This window comes from Streptomyces sp. NPDC101490, assembly GCF_044767145.1.
GTDB lineage: Bacteria > Actinomycetota > Actinomycetes > Streptomycetales > Streptomycetaceae > Streptomyces.
This window is the reverse complement of record NZ_JBIWNI010000006.1, coordinates 224363-241330: the sequence shown is the minus strand read 5'-3', so window position 1 is coordinate 241330 and position 16968 is coordinate 224363. Positions and strand designations below refer to the sequence as shown.

Sequence of the window (16968 nt, the reverse complement as noted above, 5' to 3'; positions counted from 1 at the left end):
CCCCGGCCGAAGCGGTACGGAGAGAGGGGAGGAGCCGGGCAGGGTGGGGTGGGGTGGGCGGCGCCGGGACGGCGGCCGACGGGGCGGGGCCGGGCGGTCTCGCGCCGGGCCCGCGCCGGGCCCGCCCGGCCTGGTGTGCACCCCGGCCTGGTGTGCGGCTCAGCCTGGTGTGCGGCTCGGCCCGGTGTGCGTCCGGCCCGGGGCCGACGGGTCCGGCGCGGAGCAGACGGGTCCGGCGCAGGAGCGGTCCGGCGCAGGAGCGGTCCGGCGCAGGAGCGGTCCGGTGTGCGGCCGGGCCCGGCCGCACACCGCGCCTATTCCGCCCCCCGTACCCGCTTCCGGCCCGGGGCGAGGCCCGCGCGGTCCGCCGCCGAGGCGCCGTGGGTCCAGCCCTCCTCGTCCCAGGCCGCCCGTACCCGCGTCGAGCGCGTCTCCGGGAACAGTTCGTCCGTGCGGGCGGTGACCGCCAGGTCCCGGGAGGCGAGGGCCGGGAGGAGCGTCGGGGCCTCGGCGGCGACCCGGCGGGACGTCGCCGAGAGCCGGGTGCCGAGCCGGTTCGCGTACGCCAGGAGGAACGACTGCCGGAACGACTTCGTGCGCTTGCGTCCCCCGGCCCGCTGCTCGGCCTCCGCCCGGGTCATCGCGGACGTGCCCTGCACGAGCAGCGACGTGTAGAGCAGCTCCACCGGGTCGAGGTCCGCCTCGAAGCCGACGACGGTCGAGAAGCCGTACGCCTCGTTCCACACCGCCCGGCAGTGGTTCGCCGTCGCCACCGCGTCCAGCAGGATCGCCTTCGCCTGCTCGTACGGCGGTTCCACCCCGATCCGGAGCGCGCCCGGCGTCTCCGGCGACGGCGCGCCCGCCGCGAGGCTCGCCTCGTCGAGGCTGTGCCGCGCCATCAGCTCCTGCGCCTTGGCCGTGAGCGCCTCCGCCTCCTCCGGGTACCCCGTGGCCTCCGCCTTGGCGAGCAGCGCCCGGATGCGGGTGAGCATCCGGGGCTCCCCGGCGGCGGCGGGCGGCAGCTTCTCGCCCGGCACCGGGCCGACGGCGTCGAGGCGCGGCAGCCGGACCAGCAGGCGGTACAGCTCCAGGACGTTCGTCGCGTACGAGAAACGGTCCGCCGGGCGCCCGGCGGTCCGGTCCGGTTCCAGTTCGTCGAGCTGCGCCCGCCAGCGGTACGGGAGCGTCGGGTAGCGGGCGGTCTCGGACCGTACGAGGGCGGCGAGGACCCGCAGGTGCTCGTCCGCGAGGTCCCGCCGGACCGGTCGGACGAGGTCCGCGGGCTGCCAGCCGCGCTCCCACAGGGTGCGGACGAACGCCTCACCGCGCCGGGCGAGTTCCGCGTCGGCGGCCGGGTCGGCCGCCAGCAGGGACGCGGCCGCGTCGAGCGTCGCGTCGTCGCTCGCGTACAGCGCCTCGAAGGCCTTGTCGATGGTGGTGCTCACGCCGTCCTCGCGTCCGTTCCGTTTCCTCGTGATACCCGGCGCATCGGCGGGTCCGCGCGGGGCCCGCCGATGCGCCGGGTCCTGCTGGTGTCACTGACCCCACTGGTCCCACTGACCCCGTGGGCCCCATGGTCCTGTGGATCCCACTGACCCCCATGGTCCTGCCAGTCTCACCCGTCCAGCTGGCGCACCCGGCCCCGCCCGTGTCCGTCCGATGTCGCCGATACGTCCGGGCCTCCTCACTCACCTGGTCCCACCGACCTGCCTCGCCCCAGCGGCTTGCCCGGTCACGGCCGCCTGAGGGCCGTACGGGGGAGGCGGCGGCCCGCGACCGGTCCGCGCTCACCGATGGTCTCAGCCCGCCCCGGCGCAGGGGCGCGGGAGGGTAGGGCCAGGCCCACCCTCCGGACGCCCGCCAGTGGTCGTGATCGACGGCGACGGAAACGGTTCGCTGAAGGCATGACCTCGACAGTCCGCCGCCCCTCCCCCGCCACCCGGCCCGACGCGGGCACCGCACCCGGCCCCGACCCCAGCACCGGCACCACGCTCGGCACCGCGCCCGACCCCGGCACCGCGCCCGACCCCTGCACCGGACCCGCGCCCGTCGCCGTACGGCTCCGGGGGCTGGCCCGGCACCACGGCACCGTCCGCGCCCTCGACGGCGTGGACCTCGACTTCGCCGCCGGGACGTTCACGGCCGTCATGGGCCCCTCCGGCTCCGGCAAGTCCACGCTGCTCCAGTGCGCCGCCGGGCTCGACCGGCCCACCGCCGGGCGGGTGGAAGTCGGCGGCGTCGCCCTCGAAGGGCTGGGCGAGCGGCGGCTGACCCTGCTCCGGCGGGAGCTGATCGGCTTCGTCTTCCAGTCCTTCAACCTGCTCCCCTCCCTGACCGCCGCACAGAACGTGGCGCTCCCCCTGCGGCTCGCGGGCCGCCGCCCGTCCCGCGCGCGGGTCCGGGAGGCGCTCGGGCGCGTCGGGCTCGCGGGCCGGGAACGGCACCGGCCCGGGGAGCTCTCCGGAGGCCAGCAGCAACGGGTCGCGCTCGCCCGCGCGCTGATCACCCGTCCGGCCGTCCTCTTCGGTGACGAGCCGACCGGCGCACTGGACTCGACGACGAGCCGCGAAGTCCTGGACATGCTGCGGGAACTGGTCGACCGCGAGGGCCAGACGATCGTCATGGTGACGCACGACCCGGTGGCGGCGGCACGCGCGGACCGCGTGGTCTTCCTGGTCGACGGCCGCGTCGCGGGTGAACTCCCCTCCCCGACGGCCGAGTCGGTGGCGGCCCGGATGGCGGCCCTGGAGACGGGCGCGAGCGCCGGAGGAGAAACGACGACGCGTACACGTACAGGAAAGGGGACGGGAACACGTACGAGCGCGAGAACAGAAACAGGGGCGGGACCGGGAACAGGAACAGGGGCGGGACCGGAAACAGGAACGGGCACCCCCGCGAGCACCCGCGCACAGGCGGCGGGTCCGGGATGCTGACCGTCGTACTCTCCGGGCTCCGGCTCCGCTGGGCCTCCCTCCTCGGCGGGTTCGTCGCGCTCGTCCTCGGCGTGGGGCTCCTGACGGCCACCGGACTCGGCCTCGCCGCCACCTTCCGGGCGCCCGAACGCCCGCCGGAACGGTTCGCCTCCGCACCCGTCGTCGTACAGGGGCGGTCCCACCTGGTCCTCGACGTGCGGCGCGGACGCATGACCGCGCCCCTGGCCAGGCCGCTCGACCGTCCACAGCCTGTGGACGGGGAAGTGCTCCGGGAACTGCGGGCCCGCTGGACCGTCACCGTCTCCGGCGGCCCGGACGCCGTCGGCGTGGACGCCCCCGCGCCCGCCGTCCGCGCTCTCGTCGGCGATCGCGCGCGGGTCCTCACCGGCGACGGACGCGGGCGCGCCGACCCCGGCTCCGCCCGGGACGCCGAGGCGCTGGTCGCGCTCGGCACGCTCCTCGGCACCTCCGGCGGCGTCACCGCCTTCGTCGCGGTCTTCGTCGTCGCCTCCACCTTCGCCTTCTCGGTGGCGCTGCGGCGCCGCGAGTTCGGCCTGCTGAGGACCGCCGGGGCCACTCCCGGGCAGCTCCGCCGACTGCTCCTCACCGAGGCTGCGGTGCTCGGCGTGCTCGCCTCCGCCGCCGGGTGCGCGCTCGGCGCCGTGGGCGCGCCCCTGCTGGCGCGGACCCTCGTCGGCACCGGACTGGCCCCGGAGTGGTTCACGGCGGGCGGGGCGGCCTGGCCCTTCCACACGGCCTTCTGGACCGGGGTGACGGTGGCGTTCGCGGGGGCGGTGGCCGCGTCCCGCAGGGCCGGGCGGACGGGCCCCGCGGCGGCGCTCCGCGCGGCGGACGTGGACGCCGACGCCCTGCCGCCCGGTCGGCTCGTGATGGGCGCGGGCCTGCTCCTGACCGGTCTGGGGCTGCTCGTCTGGACGTACGCCACGGACCCTTCCGCGCTGCTCAAGCGGAAGACGTACACGACCCTCCCGATGCTCCTGATCACCGGAGTCGCCCTGCTCTCGCCGCTCCTGGTCCGGCCCGCCGCGCGGCTGCTGCGGCTGCGGGGAGCGGTGGGGACCCTGGTACGGGAGAACAGTGCGGCCTCGGTCCGCAGGACCGCCGCCGTCGCCGCGCCCGTCCTGGTGACCGTCGCGCTCGCCGGGACCCTCCTCGGCTCGGCGGAGAGCGTCACGCGCGCGAAGGAGGTCGAGGCGCGGGGGCGGACGACGGCGGAGCACGTCGTGACCGGGGAGGACCTGCGGCCGGTCACCGCGCCGCCGGGAGCGGTCGTGTCGGCCACCGGGCCCACGTCGGTGTTCGTACGGGACGGGGCGGAGGCGGTGGTGAAGTACGGGGCGCGGGCGGTCTCCGACCCGGCGGCGTTCGCCGCGCTGGCCCGACTGCCGGTGGTCGCCGGGGACCCGCGCGACCTCGACGACCGCTCGATCGTCGTGAACGAGGAGTTCGAGCGGCGCCGGGTGGGCGGGACCGTCGAGGTCTGGCGGGCGGACGGGACGGGTCCGGTTCGGCTCCGGGTGGTGGCCGTCCTCGCGCGGGGCACCGGCGACAACGGGCCGTACGTGACCCGGGCGAACGCCCCCGGCTCCGCACCCGACCTGATCGAGGCCCGGGGCGGCGGTACGGCCACGGTGCGGGCCCTCGCGGCGAGCGGCGGCACCGTGGCGAGCGCCGACGCGTGGGCGGGCGGCGGCCCGGCGGGCGGGAACCCCCGGAACCGGCTCGGGATGCTCCTGCTCCTGGGGATCGCCCTCGTGTACACGGTGATCGGCCTCGCCAACACCCTGCTGATGGCGACCTCCGTGCGCGGTCCGGAACTGGCCGCGCTGCGGCTCGCGGGGGCGACCCGGAGCCAGGTCCTGCGGGTGGTGACGGGCGAGGCGGTGCTCTCCGTGGCGATCGGGGCGCTGCTCGGCCTGCTGGTGGCGGGGCTCGTGCTCGGCACCCTGGCGGCGGGGCTCGCCGCGCTCGCCGCCCCCGTCGCCCTGGTCCTGCCGTGGGGCGCGGTCGGCGGCACGGCGGGCGTCTGCGCGACGGTCGCGGTCGTCGCGTCGGCCCTTCCCGCGTGGCGGGCGGCGCGCTGAACGGCGATGGTGGGACGGACGGGGCGGCGACCGGGGTCGGAGCCGGGTCACCGCCCCGTCCACCCACCCGCCCCGCACCCGCACCTGCGGATGCGGATGCGGATGCGGATGCGGCGGGACCCGCCGGGAATCCCGTACGGGCACGGACAGCCTGGCAACTCCTCGCCCCACCGTCCCGTGCCCGTACACGTACCCGTGGCCGTACCCGTGGCCGTGGCCGTGCCTGTGTCTTCGGGTGCGCGTACCGGGACGGAAGCGCCTCCGGGCCGATGTCAGTGGCGGGTGCCAGACTCGCACCCGTGAACGAGAGGTGGGCGCTGGCGGCCGAGGCGGAGGGGGACGGAGCGCTGCTCGTCCCGCTCGGCCCGGACGGGCTGCCCGCCGGGGAGGTGCGGCGCGAGCCGGACCTCGTCACGGCCGTACGGTCCCGGCCCGAGGTGACGCGCTGGGTGTGGCGGTCGACGGCCGAGGTGTACCCCCGGCTGCTCGCCGCCGGGGTGCGGATCGAGCGCTGTTACGACGTGGAGGGCGCCGAGCAGCTGCTCCTCGGGCACGAGGGGCGGCTCGGTGAGCCGCGCTCGGCGGCGGCGGCCTGGGCGCGGCTGCGGAACGAGGCGGTGCCGCCGGACCCGCCGCAGCGCGGCGCCGAGCCCGGCTCGCAGGACTCCCTCTTCGAGCCGCGTCCGACGGTGTCCTTGCCGTTCGAGGGTCTCCTCTCGGTGTACGCGGAGCAGCTGCGGCGGCACGACCGGGCGGAGCATCCGGGCAGGATGCGGCTCCTGACGGCGGCCGAGTCGGCGGGGATGCTGGTGGCGGCCGAGATGCACCGGGCGGGTCTGCCGTGGCGGGCGGACGTGCACCGGGACCTGCTGGACGAGCTGCTCGGCGAGCGGTACGCGGGCGGGGGCGAGCCGCGCAGGCTGGCCGCACTCACGGACGAGGTGTCGGCGGCCTTCGGGCGCCGGGTCCGGCCGGACCTCCCGGCGGACGTGGTGAAGGCCTTCGCGGGCGCGGGCGTACGGCTGCGGTCCACCCGCCGCTGGGAGCTGGCGGAGTTGGACCATCCGGCGGTGGAGCCGCTGATCGCGTACAAGAAGCTGTACCGGATCTGGACGGCGCACGGCTGGTCCTGGCTCCAGGACTGGGTGCGGGACGGACGCTTCCGGCCGGAGTACCTGCCGGGGGGCACGGTCAGCGGACGCTGGACGACCAGCGGCGGCGGGGCCCTGCAGATCCCGAAGGTGATCCGGCGGGCGGTCGTGGCGGACCCTGGCTGGCGGCTCGTGGTCGCGGACGCCGACCAGATGGAGCCGAGGGTGCTGGCCGCGATCTCCCGGGACCCGGGCCTGATGGAGGTCGCCGGGCACCCCGACGACCTGTACACACGCCTGTCGGACCGGGCGTTCTCCGGCGACCGGGAGCACGCGAAGCTGGCGCTGCTGGGCGCGGTCTACGGGCAGACCAGCGGGGACGGTCTGAAGAACCTGGCGGCGCTGCGCCGCCGCTTCCCGCGCGCGGTGGCGTACGTCGACGAGGCGGCGAAGGCGGGCGAGGAGGGGCGGCTCGTCCGGACCTGGCTGGGCCGGACCAGTCCGCGCGCGGTGGGATCGGGCGGGGACGAGGAGGCGGGCCTGCCGCAGGAGGAGCCCGAGGGGGCGGCGCCGGAGGAGAACGGGTTCACCCCGGGATACGCCTCCGGTAACGCACGGGCGAGGGGCCGCTTCACCCGTAACTTCGTGGTGCAGGGCAGCGCGGCCGACTGGGCGCTGCTGATGCTGGCGGCGCTGCGGCGGTCGCTCGCCGGGATGCGCGCGGAGCTGGTGTTCTTCCAGCACGACGAGGTGATCGTGCACTGTCCGGCGGAGGAGGCGGAGGCGGTCACGGCGGCGATCGGGGCGGCCGGTGACGAGGCGGGCCGGATCACGTTCGGGGAGACGCCGGTGCGGTTCCCGTTCACGACGGCGACGGTGGAGAGATACGCGGACGCGAAGTAGCGACCGCCCGGACCGGACCGGACCGGACCGTGCCGGACCGTGCCGGACCGTGCCGTGCCGTGCCGTGCCGTGCCGTGCCGTGCCGTGCCGTGCCGTACGGAAACGGCGACCGGGCCCGTACGGGAGCGGGGACTCGGGCCCGTACGGGACAGATGCTCGGCCCCGTACGGGGACAGGGGCTCGGGCCCGTACCGAAGCGAGGGCCGCTCCCCTACGGGAAGGAGGGGAAGGGCACGGCTGCCGGAACCGACGGCCCACCCTCCCCCTCCCCCTCCCCCGTTCCGGGTCGACTACCCCAGGGCCACCTTCCGCCACTTCGAGCTGAGGGCGACGGCCTTGAGCTGCTCGATGGTGAGGGCGGGCTCGGCGCGGGTGGCGGCCTCGTGCTGCGCTCCGGAGTTGAAGGCGGAGACGACGACGCGGAAGCCGTCGGGAGTGATGGTGTCCACGCTCCACCACACGACTCCGGCGCCGCCCTTCTCACCGGCCCGCTTGGCGGCCCGGACCTTGCGGCCGTCGGGCAGGGTGACGACGTCCGGGCCGCTGAAGAGTTCGCCGATCAGGTCCTTGGAGCCGGGCTGGACGTTGACGCCGACGAGGCTCGCGCCCTTGCCGTCGTCGACGACGACATGGCCGTATTCGCCGCCGCCTCCCTTGGCCCGCACGTCGAGGCCCCGGGGGATCAAGCCGCTCAGGGTGTCGCGGACGGCGGTGCCGGAAGGCTCGACGGGCGGCGGTGTGCCCGGGCCGCCGCCCGGGGCCCCGGGAAAGCGGGCGAGCAGCGGACGCCAGGCGTCGGCGGTGACCAGGGTCTTCAGCTGCGCGGGGGTGAAGGGCGGATCGGTGCGGCTGACGGGGGCGCCCTTCTGCGCGGCGGCGTTGTACTCGCTCGCGTCGACGAGGAAACCGTCCTTGGTGAGGAGGACCGCGCGCCAGGTCTTGGTCTCCTCGCGCTTGTCGGGGTACTCGTACCCCTGGAAGATCATGAGCCGGGCGCCGTTCGGCAGCTTCTGGGCGGTGCAGGCGTCGTAGGGGACGACGACCTTGTCGGGGCAGGTGACCATGTCCCGGGCGGCGGCGCCGGAGGCCCGGGAGAGGGAGACGCTGACGGCCGCCTTGCCCTTCCCGTCGTCGAAGACGCCCCCGGCGGCCTCGCCGGGGCTGCCGAGACCGTCGAAGGTCCACTTCCCCCGGGGCGTGTGGGCCTTGAGGACGGCGGCGATCTCGTCGACGCGGATCGGGCCCCCGGGCCGCTTCTCGGCGGTGGCGGAGGCGGGGGTGGCGGTGTTCGAGACGGGCGGCGCGGCGACGGACGAGGTGCCGGCCGTTCCGGCGGGGCCGAGCAGCGAACCGCCGTAGACGCCGCCGAGGCCGACGGCGGCGAGCGCGAGGACGCCACCGGACACGGTGAGGCGGCGGCGGACGAGGCGGCGGCGCCCGCGCAGAAGGCCGCCCTCGACCAGTTCGCGCCGGTCGTCGGTGGTGAAGGTGTCGCCGGTGCGGCGCAGAACGGCGCCGAGCCGCTCCTCGAAACCGTGCGGCTGGTCTTCGTGCTGGGGCATGTCGAATTCGCCCTTTCCGATGGGGAGGGAAGAAGAAGGGGGGTGGCCCTACGGGTCGCTCTACAGATCGCTCTGCAGATCGCCCTACGGGTGGCTCTATGAGTGGCTCTACGGGCTGCTCCGCGCGCGGCCCCTTGCGGGGCCCCGCGCGCGGCTCAGCGGCGGCTGGGCAGTCGGCTCGGCGGGCGGCTCGGCGGGCGGCTCAGCGCGCGGCGAGTTCGCCGATGGTGCCGCCGAGGCGGTGCCGCAGCTTGGCGAGCGCCCGGGAGGAACGGGTGCGGACGGCGGCGGTGCTGACGTGCAGGGCGTCGGCGGTCTCCTCGACGCTGCGGTCCTCCCAGTAGCGGAGGACTACGACGGCCCGGTCCTTGGGGGCGAGCCCGGCGAGGGCGTCGAGCAGCGCGATCCGCAGCGCCGGGTCATGACCGTCGTCGGGGGCGCGGTCGGGGAGTTCGCCGAGCGGGCGTTCGGTGGCGGAGCGGCGCCTCCGGTGGCTGAGGAAGGTGCGGACGAGGACGGTCTGGGCGTACGCGGCGGGGTTGCCGATCCGCGCCATCCGGCCCCAGAGGACGTACATCCGGCCGAGTGTCTCCTGGGTGAGGTCCTCGGCGAGATGGGTGTCTCCGCTGGTCAGCAGGCATGCGGACCGGAAGAGGTGACCCGATCGGGCGGAGGCGAACTCCAGGAACTCATCCGCGCGGGACTGTCTCATGCCCCTCCTCTCGCTTCGGTCACGAGGCGTGGTCGCCTTTACATCTCATTGACGCGACGAGTGCGGGGGAATGTTTCAAGATTCTTCGAGCTGCCTGGACCGATCGCGTCCAAAAAGGTCGAAAAGGGGTAATCCTGGAGTATGAACACTCTCAGCGCAGCACAGACGCTGGCTGCGGGAGTCTGGCAGTCGGGCCTAGGGCAGCTGATCGGCGGTCTCGTCCTCGTCGCCGTCCTGATCGCTGCGGTCTGGCTGGGCTTCCGCGTCCGCGACCGCGAATCCCGGGCCCCCAAGCCCGACGAACAGCCGCACCGCCCGGACACGGGCGAACTGCCGGGCGAGGTGTCGGAGTACCGCCGCCGCACCGAGGTCCCCCGAACCGACGGCGAGCACCGGCTCATGCCCTACCAACTCCACGACACCGGGGAGACCGCCCCGGACCCCCCGACCGAAGAGAAGCGCAAATGGGGCGGAATCTCCAGCGGCGGCTTCGGCAGCGGAGGCACGGGACACGGAGACTGACACCCCCGAGGCCCCCTGCCACGACCACCCCGGAAACCCCGGGCCGGAAAGAATCCGGCCCGGGGTTTCCGCCGCGCCGGGCCCCGCCGGACCAGGGCCCCTCCGCGCGGGCGCCTTCCGCGCCGGGCGCCCGCGACCTGGAAATCCACCCGCCACCGGATTCCTGCGCGCGACCCTTTCCCCGCACGCGGAGAGGGCGACAGCCGGTCGAAATTCGGCCATCAAGTCGATCTGGAACAACGGGAATTGACGGGGACCACTCCTCCTGGCCAGGAGCGGGGAGCGGGGACCGCTCCCGACACCTCGTCCACCGCCCCCGCAGGGCAGGGAGTCACCTTGTTCCTCACCAGAGGCCAGAACCGTGGGGTGGGGGCCGTCACCGCCACCCTCACGGCGGCGACGCTCGTCGCCGGACTGACCAGTTCGAACGCCTTCGCGGACACCGCCGGGGCAGGCGTCTCCGCCGGGGGCGTGACCAGCGGCGCCGGGCTCCGCTGGGTCACCCTGATCACCGGAGACCGGGTCGGAGTGGACGCCCGGGGCCGGGTCGTCACCGTCCGGCACGCGCCGGGGCGCGAGAAGATACCCATACAGAGCTGGACCGAGAAGGGACGTACCTACGTCGTGCCGGCGGATGCCGAGCGGCTCGTCGCACGGGGCACCGTCGACCGTCGGCTGTTCGATGTCACCACGCTCAGCACGGCCGAGAGCCGACGGGCCTACCGCAAGGGCCTGAAGGTCATCGTCGCGTACGAGGGTGCTTCCGGCCCCGCCGCCCGCAAGGAAGTACGCGGGGACGCCGAGGTACGGCGGACGCTGCCGTCACTCGGCGCGGACGCGGCGACCGTGCCGGAACGGGACGCGGGGGCGCTGTGGGAGACCCTCACCCGTACCGACGAGGGGGTGCTCAGCACCCGCACGGTCCCGGGTGTCGCCCGGATCTGGCTGGATGCCGTGCGGACCGTGAACCTGGAGACCAGCGTGGGCCGGATCGGTGCCCCGAAGGCGTGGGAGGCCGGATACGACGGGACGGGCGTCACCATCGCCGTCCTGGACACCGGGATCGACGAGACGCACCCCGACCTCAAGGGCCGGGTGGTCGGCGAGGCCAACTTCTCCGACTCCGCCGACACCGAGGACCGCAACGGCCACGGCACCCATGTCGCGTCGACCGCGGCGGGCACCGGCGCGCACTCCGGCGGCACGTACAAGGGGGTCGCCCCCGGCGCCAGGCTGCTCAGCGGCAAGGTGCTCGACGACAACGGCAGCGGCAGCGACTCCGGGGTCCTCGCGGGCATCGACTGGGCGGTGAGCCAGGGCGCCGACATCATCAACATGAGCCTCGGCGGCACGGACACCCCCGACCTGGACCCGTTGGAGGCCCAGGTCGACAAGCTGTCGAAGGAGAAGGGAGTCCTCTTCGCCATCGCGGCCGGGAACGACGGGCCGGGCCCCGGCACCATCAGCTCACCGGGCAGCGCCGACGCCGCCCTGACCGTCGGCGCGGTGGACGACGCCGACAGGATGGCCGACTTCTCCAGCACCGGGCCGAGGACCGGCGACGGCGGGACCAAGCCGGATCTCGCCGCGCCCGGTGTCGGCATCACCGCCGCGTCCTCCCCCGGCAGCCAGATCGCCCTGGAGTACGGCGAGAACCCTCCCGGCTACACCACCATCTCCGGCACCTCGATGGCCACCCCGCACGTCGCGGGCGCCGCCGCCCTGCTCAAGCAGCGCAATCCCGACTGGACGGGCGAGCGCCTCAAGTCCGTGCTCACCGGCTCCGCCAAGGACGTCGGCCACGGCGTCTTCCAGCAGGGCACCGGGCGGCTCGCCGTCGACCGGGCCCTGGAGCAGACCGTCGTCGCCGACGAGCCCGGCGTCTCCTTCGGTCTCCAGCGCTGGCCGCACACCGACGACAAGCCCGTCACCAAGGAGATCACCTACCGCAACCTCGGCGGCCAGGACGTCACCCTGGAGCTGACGGCCCGCGGGCTCGACCCGAAGGGGCGGCCCGCGCCCGCCGGTTTCTTCACCCTCGGCGCCACCCGGGTCATCGTGCCCGCCGGCGGTACGGCCACCGTGCCCATGACGGCCGACACCCGGATCGGCGGGAGCGACGACGGCGCCTACACCGCCCATGTCACCGCGACCGGGGGCGGGCAGACCGTGCGCACCACCGCCGCCGTGGACCGCGAGGTCGAATCGTACGATCTGACCCTCCACCACAAGGGTCCCGACGGGAAGCCCAGCGGGGAGTTCATCAGCTTCCTGACCCAGCTGACCGGGGTGGAAGGCGGCCGTGCCTTCGACGACAGCGGCAGGCCCACCACGACGTTCCGGCTCCCGAAGGGCGAGTACATCCTCAACTCCATGCGGTACGTGGAGACTCCGGCGGGCCCCGACATGGTCCGGCTGGTCCACCCCAGACTGGCGCTGACGAAGGACACCACCGTCGCGGTCGACGCCCGCCTCGCCAAGCCCGTCCGGATGACCGTCCCGGACCCCCGGGCCGTGATGACCGGCGCGCGGATGACGTACGAGATCGACAACGGCAGCCGGTCCATGGGCTCCACCTCGTTCCTCTCCTCCTTCGACGGCTACCGGGTGGGGCAGCTGGGCCCGAAGCGGCCCACCGGCGTCAAGCTGACGGAATCCTTCAACGCCCAGTGGGAGCGCGGCGCCGCGCTCCAGTACCACGGGGGCTCCGGCGGCCCGGTGAAGCAGCTCTTCGGGGGCCTCACCGCGAAGTTCAGGACCGCCGACTTCGCCGAGGTCACGGCGACGACGGGTGCGTCCGTCCAGGGCAAGCAGGCGATCTCCATGGCGATCAGCGGGCTCGACGGCTTCGCCTCGGAGCCCGGGGCCCCGTACGCCCTGCCCGGCACCCGCACCCACCGGCTGGCCACCCTCGGGAAGACCAACCCCTGGTCCCTGGAGGTGGCCCAGATCGGCGCTGAGGGCCAGATCGACATCGGATACGCCGCTCCGGTACGGCACTACCGCCCGGGAACGCTCAGCTCCCTCACCTTCGGCACCGGCGTGCACTCCCCGCTGATGAACCGGAACACCGGAGCCTTCCGCCAGGACGACGCCCTCTGGGCCGAGGTGCCGCTCTTCTCCGACGGCCGTGGCAACACGGGCCATTCCTCGTTCACCTCGGCGAGGACCACGCTCCACCGGGGCACCACGAAGATCGGTGAGATCGAGGACGCGCTGGAAGGCCAGGACCGTTTCTTCGTCGGCCCCGAGGACGCCGAGTACACCCTGGCCACGTCGGTACGGCGGGATCCGTCCGTCTCCGCGGTCGGGACCCGCATCGACGGTTCGTGGACCTTCCGCAGCGCGCGGACGCCGACCGGCGAAAGGGTGCGGACCCCGCTGTCGACCGTGCGCTTCGGCGCCGAGGTCACGCTGGACGGCACCGCCCCGGCGGGCCGCGAGGTCACCTTCCCGGTCACCGTCCAGGGACCCGCGGCCGGCAGGGGACTGAAGTCCCTCGTGGTCTCCGTCTCCTACGACGGCGGCGGGACCTGGAAGGAGACACCCGTCACCAGGGGCCGCGTGACGATCACCAACCCGGCCAAGGGCGAGTCCGTCGCCCTACGCGCGCACGTCACCGATGTGCAGGGCGGCCAGGGAAGCGTGACGGTGTACGACGCGTACCTGGGCGGATGACGCCCGAGCCCGACACCCCATGACCACCGACAACTGACCGTGCCGCCCACCCCACCAGGGCCGGGCGGCACGCCTTCCGAGCGGCCGGACCACGCCCCACAGCCGATCAGGTCCCCAGAACAAGAAATACCCCAGGCCACGGCGAGTGAGCCTCCGTAAGCCGAGGAGAACTGGCCCGAACCGGCGGCGTCGCGTCACAGACATGCGCGTTGCCGGGCCTCAGCCACCCGAGCACACCAAACGATATCGACTCAAGCGAGAAAATGATATCGTTTGATGTGCCCGAGACCCCGAGGAGGCCCGCATGGCAAGGACAGTGATCGACCTCGACGAGACCATGGTCGCCGAGGCCATGCGCATTTTCGGCACCAAGACAAAAGCCCAGGCCGTACGTCTCGCCATGGAGGACGCCGTCAAACGGCACCTGCGGCAGGAGGGCTTCGACGCCATGGACGCCGGCGACTTCGACTTCAGCGAGATCATCGAGAGCACGGGCCCTCGCAACGCCGACGGAACTCTCAAGCGCGAGGGCGGTCGCGCCGCCTGATGCAGGATCGCTACCTGATCGACAAGTCGGCTCTCGCACGCTGGACGAAACCCGGCGTCAGAGAGGTGCTGAAGCCTCTCCACGAACGCTGTCTGCTCGCGGTCTGCCAACCGACCGAGTACGAGATGATCCACTCGGCTCGGGACACTGCCGAGGCAACGCGTATCAGCACCTGGCTCCACGCCTTCGACTATGTGCGCAGCGACGACGACGTGTTCGCCCGCGCACTGGAAGTCCAGCGCCACGCTCTCAACGCAGGATTCCACCGGGCTCTGTCACTGCCTGACCTTCTCATCGCTGCAACAGCGGAGCTGAGTCGGCTGACCGTGCTCCACTACGACGGCGACTTCGACATGATCGCTTCCCTCACCGGCCAACCCACCGAGTGGGTGGTACCGCCTGGTAGCGCCGACCGCTGAGAGCGCCACCTCGCTTCCTCAGCCGTCTATCGGGCCGACCGGCCTCAACTGCTGAGCAAGGATGCGGCGAGGAGCCACGGACGATGCACTGTGTTGATCTCCAGGGCCCACAGAGATCTCACATGATCTTGTGGAGCGCACCGACGAAGCGCGGCAGGCCACCGCTTGCACCCGCCGCTCGCGCAGGCCATCTCACGGCACCCCCGCTCGAACCGCCTGCCATCCCAGAAAACGAAAAACCCCAGGTCACGGCGAGTGAGTCCTGGGGTCCTTCAGAGCCGCCTTCGGGATTCGAACCCGAGACCTACGCATTACGAGTGGGATCAGCCACGTGCTCATCAGTCCCAACGAGCGGCCCGCAGTCCCAGTTTTACCTGATCAGAGTGCCTCTGAGCATGCCGGTGAGTCCCAAGCCGTGCCACCCGTCCCATGGGAGCCCAAACGTCCCGGGCACTTTGCGGGCACCCCTGGCCCGATGAGAGTCATTCACTCCAGCTTCGACGAGGCCGGACTATCATTGTCACTCTCAGCGATTATCTCCGGCAACATGCCGACCCCGCTGTCAGGACCGTCCCCCGCGAAAGCCCAACGGACGAACGCGCACCTCCAGGACCAGGCCGACTGCTCTGCCAGCTGAAGTTGCACCTTCCGTTGGCCGAGGACGTGGGCGTCATGAAGGGCTCGATCTCCCATACCTGCCATTGCCGGAGCTCGCGGACTGGCATCCCCTACCCAGCCACCTCGCCATGCCCGAAGCTGCGCAACCCGAGGCACGGCCAGTGGTCGGTGCGTCAGGAACTCGCCGCAGACACCGACGGCAAGCGTCGCCAGTTCCGACGCACCGGCTTCCCCAACGCGCAAGGCGCCCGGCGGGAGCTTCTTCTCGTCCAGGCACTGCTCGCGTCCACGGACGAAGATGGCCCAAAGGACCGCCAGCGCATCAGCGACATGATCATGCTCTGCGCAAAGGAGCGATCCCCCCCTCCCCGACGTCGAGACGACGTCCCGCCTTCTCAAGGCCGGCCACAGCCTGACCACCCGAGTGACGGTCAGCGAGTGGCTGGACACCTGGCTCAAGGGCAAGAAGGCGCTGCGGGCGACCGGAGCTGCACGCTACGAAGTGGACATCCGCTGCCATCTCCGGCCACACATCGGCCAGATCCGCCTCGACCGACTGCGCGTGGATCACCTTGATGCGATGTTCGAGGACATCGCATCAACCAACGTCGAGATCCTCGAACAGAACTACCAGCGGCGGCAGGCCCTGGAGGACCTCCGGTCGATTCGAGGGCGGGCCGCTCGGCGGGCCGCACGTGCGGCCATCGCCGCGATGCCGCCCTTCCGCCGCGTCACCGGACTGGCCACCCAGCACCACATCAAGGCCACACTGCGTGCCGCTCTCAACACGGCTATCGCCCTGCAGTTGATCACGTTCAACCCCGCCGCATACGTCGAACTGGAGACCGCTCCGAAGCCAACGGCCCTGGTGTGGACCGCGGCCCGCATCGCCGAGTGGAAGCAAACCGGCAAGAAACCATCGCCAGTCATGGTCTGGACCCCCACCCAGACCGGCCTCTTCCTCGACCACGTCACCGAACACCGGCTCTACGCCCTGTGGCACCTGTACTGCTTCCGCGGCCCCCGTCGCGGCGAGGGCCTGGGTATCCGATGGATGGACTTCGCCAGGGACGCCCACTCCCTGGCGGTGGAGACCCAGCTCGTCCAGCTCGGCTGGGACGTCCTCGAAGGGGAGCCGAAGACGGCGAGCGGCGTTCGGCTGGTCGCGCTCGACCTCGACACCACCGACGCCCTACTCCGCCACGAGGCCCTGCAGAAGGCAGAGCGCCTCCGCTTCGGATCCGGTTGGGTCGACACCGGACGGATCTTCGTAGAGGAAGACGGGACCTGGCTGCACCCCGCCAAGGTCAGCAGCCTGTTCGCCCGCCTGGTCAAAGAGGCCAATCTTCCGCCAGTACGACTTCACGACCTGCGCCACCTGGCGGCCACTCTCGCGCTACTCGCCGGCGTGAACATCCGCGTCGTGTCGGAGATGCTCGGCCACAGCGACACCTCCATCACTCACGACATCTACCAAAGCGTCCTCGAGGAAATCGCACGGGAGGCGGCAGAGGCCGTCGTAAAGCTGGTTCCCCGCAAGTTGGTCGCGCCGCGCTCCAGGGCTGCCGAAGCCTCACCAGAAGACCCGCGGCCTCCAGCATCTGCCATGGACGCAAGCAAGCCGCTGGCGGCACAGCCTTTGGCTGGACGTGGCTGAGGCTGGTGAGCTCATGGTGATGACAGACGCCTGGGGGTTACGACCGCTTCAGCCGCAGGAGTGATCGACTGGGTCGATCACTGAGCACATGGCGCTACAGCTTCTGCGGTCGCCGTGTCGGTGAGGGGCCTTAGAGTGCGAGATCCTTCTGTTGGAGCGCTTAGCAGATTTCGGCTCTCCGTAGCTCTGCCAGGCATGAGGCGGAACAATGCATGGGCATA

Annotated in this window: 11 protein-coding genes; 8 read left to right on the top strand and 3 right to left on the bottom strand. The window is 72.8% G+C overall.

What is annotated here, in order from left to right:
* Nucleotides 1–314: 314 nt before the first annotated feature.
* Nucleotides 315–1445, bottom strand: a complete 1131-nt coding sequence (locus ACIRQY_RS15870) for a DUF2786 domain-containing protein (RefSeq protein WP_403925774.1) — start codon at nt 1443–1445, stop codon at nt 315–317.
* Between the two features lie 702 nt (nt 1446–2147).
* Here ACIRQY_RS15870 and ACIRQY_RS15865 point away from each other — a divergent pair.
* From ACIRQY_RS15865 to ACIRQY_RS15855, 3 genes are all read left to right on the top strand, one after another.
* Nucleotides 2148–2933: an ABC transporter ATP-binding protein gene (locus ACIRQY_RS15865; protein ID WP_403925920.1), complete on the top strand. Its 786-nt coding sequence runs from the start codon at nt 2148–2150 to the stop codon at nt 2931–2933.
* The gene (locus tag ACIRQY_RS15860) at nt 2927–5038 is read left to right on the top strand and encodes an FtsX-like permease family protein (protein WP_403925771.1); all 2112 of its coding nucleotides are present in this window, start codon (nt 2927–2929) and stop codon (nt 5036–5038) included. Before ACIRQY_RS15865 ends, ACIRQY_RS15860 begins: the two co-directional genes overlap by 7 nt.
* Nucleotides 5039–5307: 269 nt before the next feature.
* A complete protein-coding gene (locus tag ACIRQY_RS15855; RefSeq protein ID WP_403925768.1) occupies nt 5308–7032 on the top strand; it encodes a bifunctional 3'-5' exonuclease/DNA polymerase in 1725 nt (574 codons plus the stop codon).
* 290 nt (nt 7033–7322) lie between these two features.
* On the opposite strand, the gene ACIRQY_RS15850 is transcribed toward ACIRQY_RS15855, so the two are convergent.
* Both ACIRQY_RS15850 and ACIRQY_RS15845 read right to left on the bottom strand, forming a co-directional pair.
* Nucleotides 7323–8594, bottom strand: a complete 1272-nt coding sequence (locus tag ACIRQY_RS15850; RefSeq protein WP_403925765.1) for a hypothetical protein — start codon at nt 8592–8594, stop codon at nt 7323–7325.
* A 202-nt stretch (nt 8595–8796) separates the two neighbouring features.
* Nucleotides 8797–9306, bottom strand: a complete 510-nt coding sequence (locus tag ACIRQY_RS15845; protein WP_351785869.1) for a SigE family RNA polymerase sigma factor — start codon at nt 9304–9306, stop codon at nt 8797–8799.
* Between the two features lie 141 nt (nt 9307–9447).
* On the opposite strand from ACIRQY_RS15845, the gene ACIRQY_RS15840 reads away from it, so the two are divergent.
* The 5 genes from ACIRQY_RS15840 to ACIRQY_RS15820 all read left to right on the top strand — a co-directional run bounded on the left by ACIRQY_RS15840 (nt 9448) and on the right by ACIRQY_RS15820 (nt 16747).
* Nucleotides 9448–9828 carry a DUF6479 family protein gene (locus ACIRQY_RS15840; protein ID WP_351785872.1) on the top strand — a complete coding sequence of 127 codons (381 nt, stop codon included), beginning with the start codon at nt 9448–9450 and terminating at the stop codon, nt 9826–9828.
* Between the two features lie 336 nt (nt 9829–10164).
* A complete protein-coding gene (locus ACIRQY_RS15835) occupies nt 10165–13506 on the top strand; it encodes a S8 family peptidase (protein ID WP_403925760.1) in 3342 nt (1113 codons plus the stop codon).
* A gap of 304 nt (nt 13507–13810) precedes the next feature.
* A complete protein-coding gene (locus tag ACIRQY_RS15830) occupies nt 13811–14053 on the top strand; it encodes a type II toxin-antitoxin system VapB family antitoxin (protein ID WP_293996899.1) in 243 nt (80 codons plus the stop codon).
* On the top strand, nt 14053–14472 hold the full coding sequence (locus ACIRQY_RS15825; protein WP_403925757.1) for a PIN domain nuclease: 420 nt from the start codon (nt 14053–14055) through the stop codon (nt 14470–14472). The genes ACIRQY_RS15830 and ACIRQY_RS15825 overlap by 1 nt, the downstream gene beginning before the upstream one ends.
* Nucleotides 14473–15514: 1042 nt before the next feature.
* On the top strand, nt 15515–16747 hold the full coding sequence (locus tag ACIRQY_RS15820; protein ID WP_403925754.1) for a tyrosine-type recombinase/integrase: 1233 nt from the start codon (nt 15515–15517) through the stop codon (nt 16745–16747).
* The last annotated feature ends 221 nt before the right edge of the window (nt 16748–16968 follow it).

Bases quoted from the DNA above. Each gene is read 5' to 3' on its own strand.
- ACIRQY_RS15845 (WP_351785869.1), bottom strand. From the start codon at position 9,306: ATGAGACAGTCCCGCGCGGATGAGTTCCTGGAGTTCGCCTCCGCCCGA.
- ACIRQY_RS15850 (WP_403925765.1), bottom strand. From the start codon at position 8,594: ATGCCCCAGCACGAAGACCAGCCGCACGGTTTCGAGGAGCGGCTCGGC.
- ACIRQY_RS15830 (WP_293996899.1), top strand. From the start codon at position 13,811: ATGGCAAGGACAGTGATCGACCTCGACGAGACCATGGTCGCCGAGGCC.
- ACIRQY_RS15840 (WP_351785872.1), top strand. From the start codon at position 9,448: ATGAACACTCTCAGCGCAGCACAGACGCTGGCTGCGGGAGTCTGGCAG.
- ACIRQY_RS15825 (WP_403925757.1), top strand. From the start codon at position 14,053: ATGCAGGATCGCTACCTGATCGACAAGTCGGCTCTCGCACGCTGGACG.
- ACIRQY_RS15865 (WP_403925920.1), top strand. From the start codon at position 2,148: ATGGGCCCCTCCGGCTCCGGCAAGTCCACGCTGCTCCAGTGCGCCGCC.
- ACIRQY_RS15860 (WP_403925771.1), top strand. From the start codon at position 2,927: ATGCTGACCGTCGTACTCTCCGGGCTCCGGCTCCGCTGGGCCTCCCTC.
- ACIRQY_RS15855 (WP_403925768.1), top strand. From the start codon at position 5,308: ATGTCAGTGGCGGGTGCCAGACTCGCACCCGTGAACGAGAGGTGGGCG.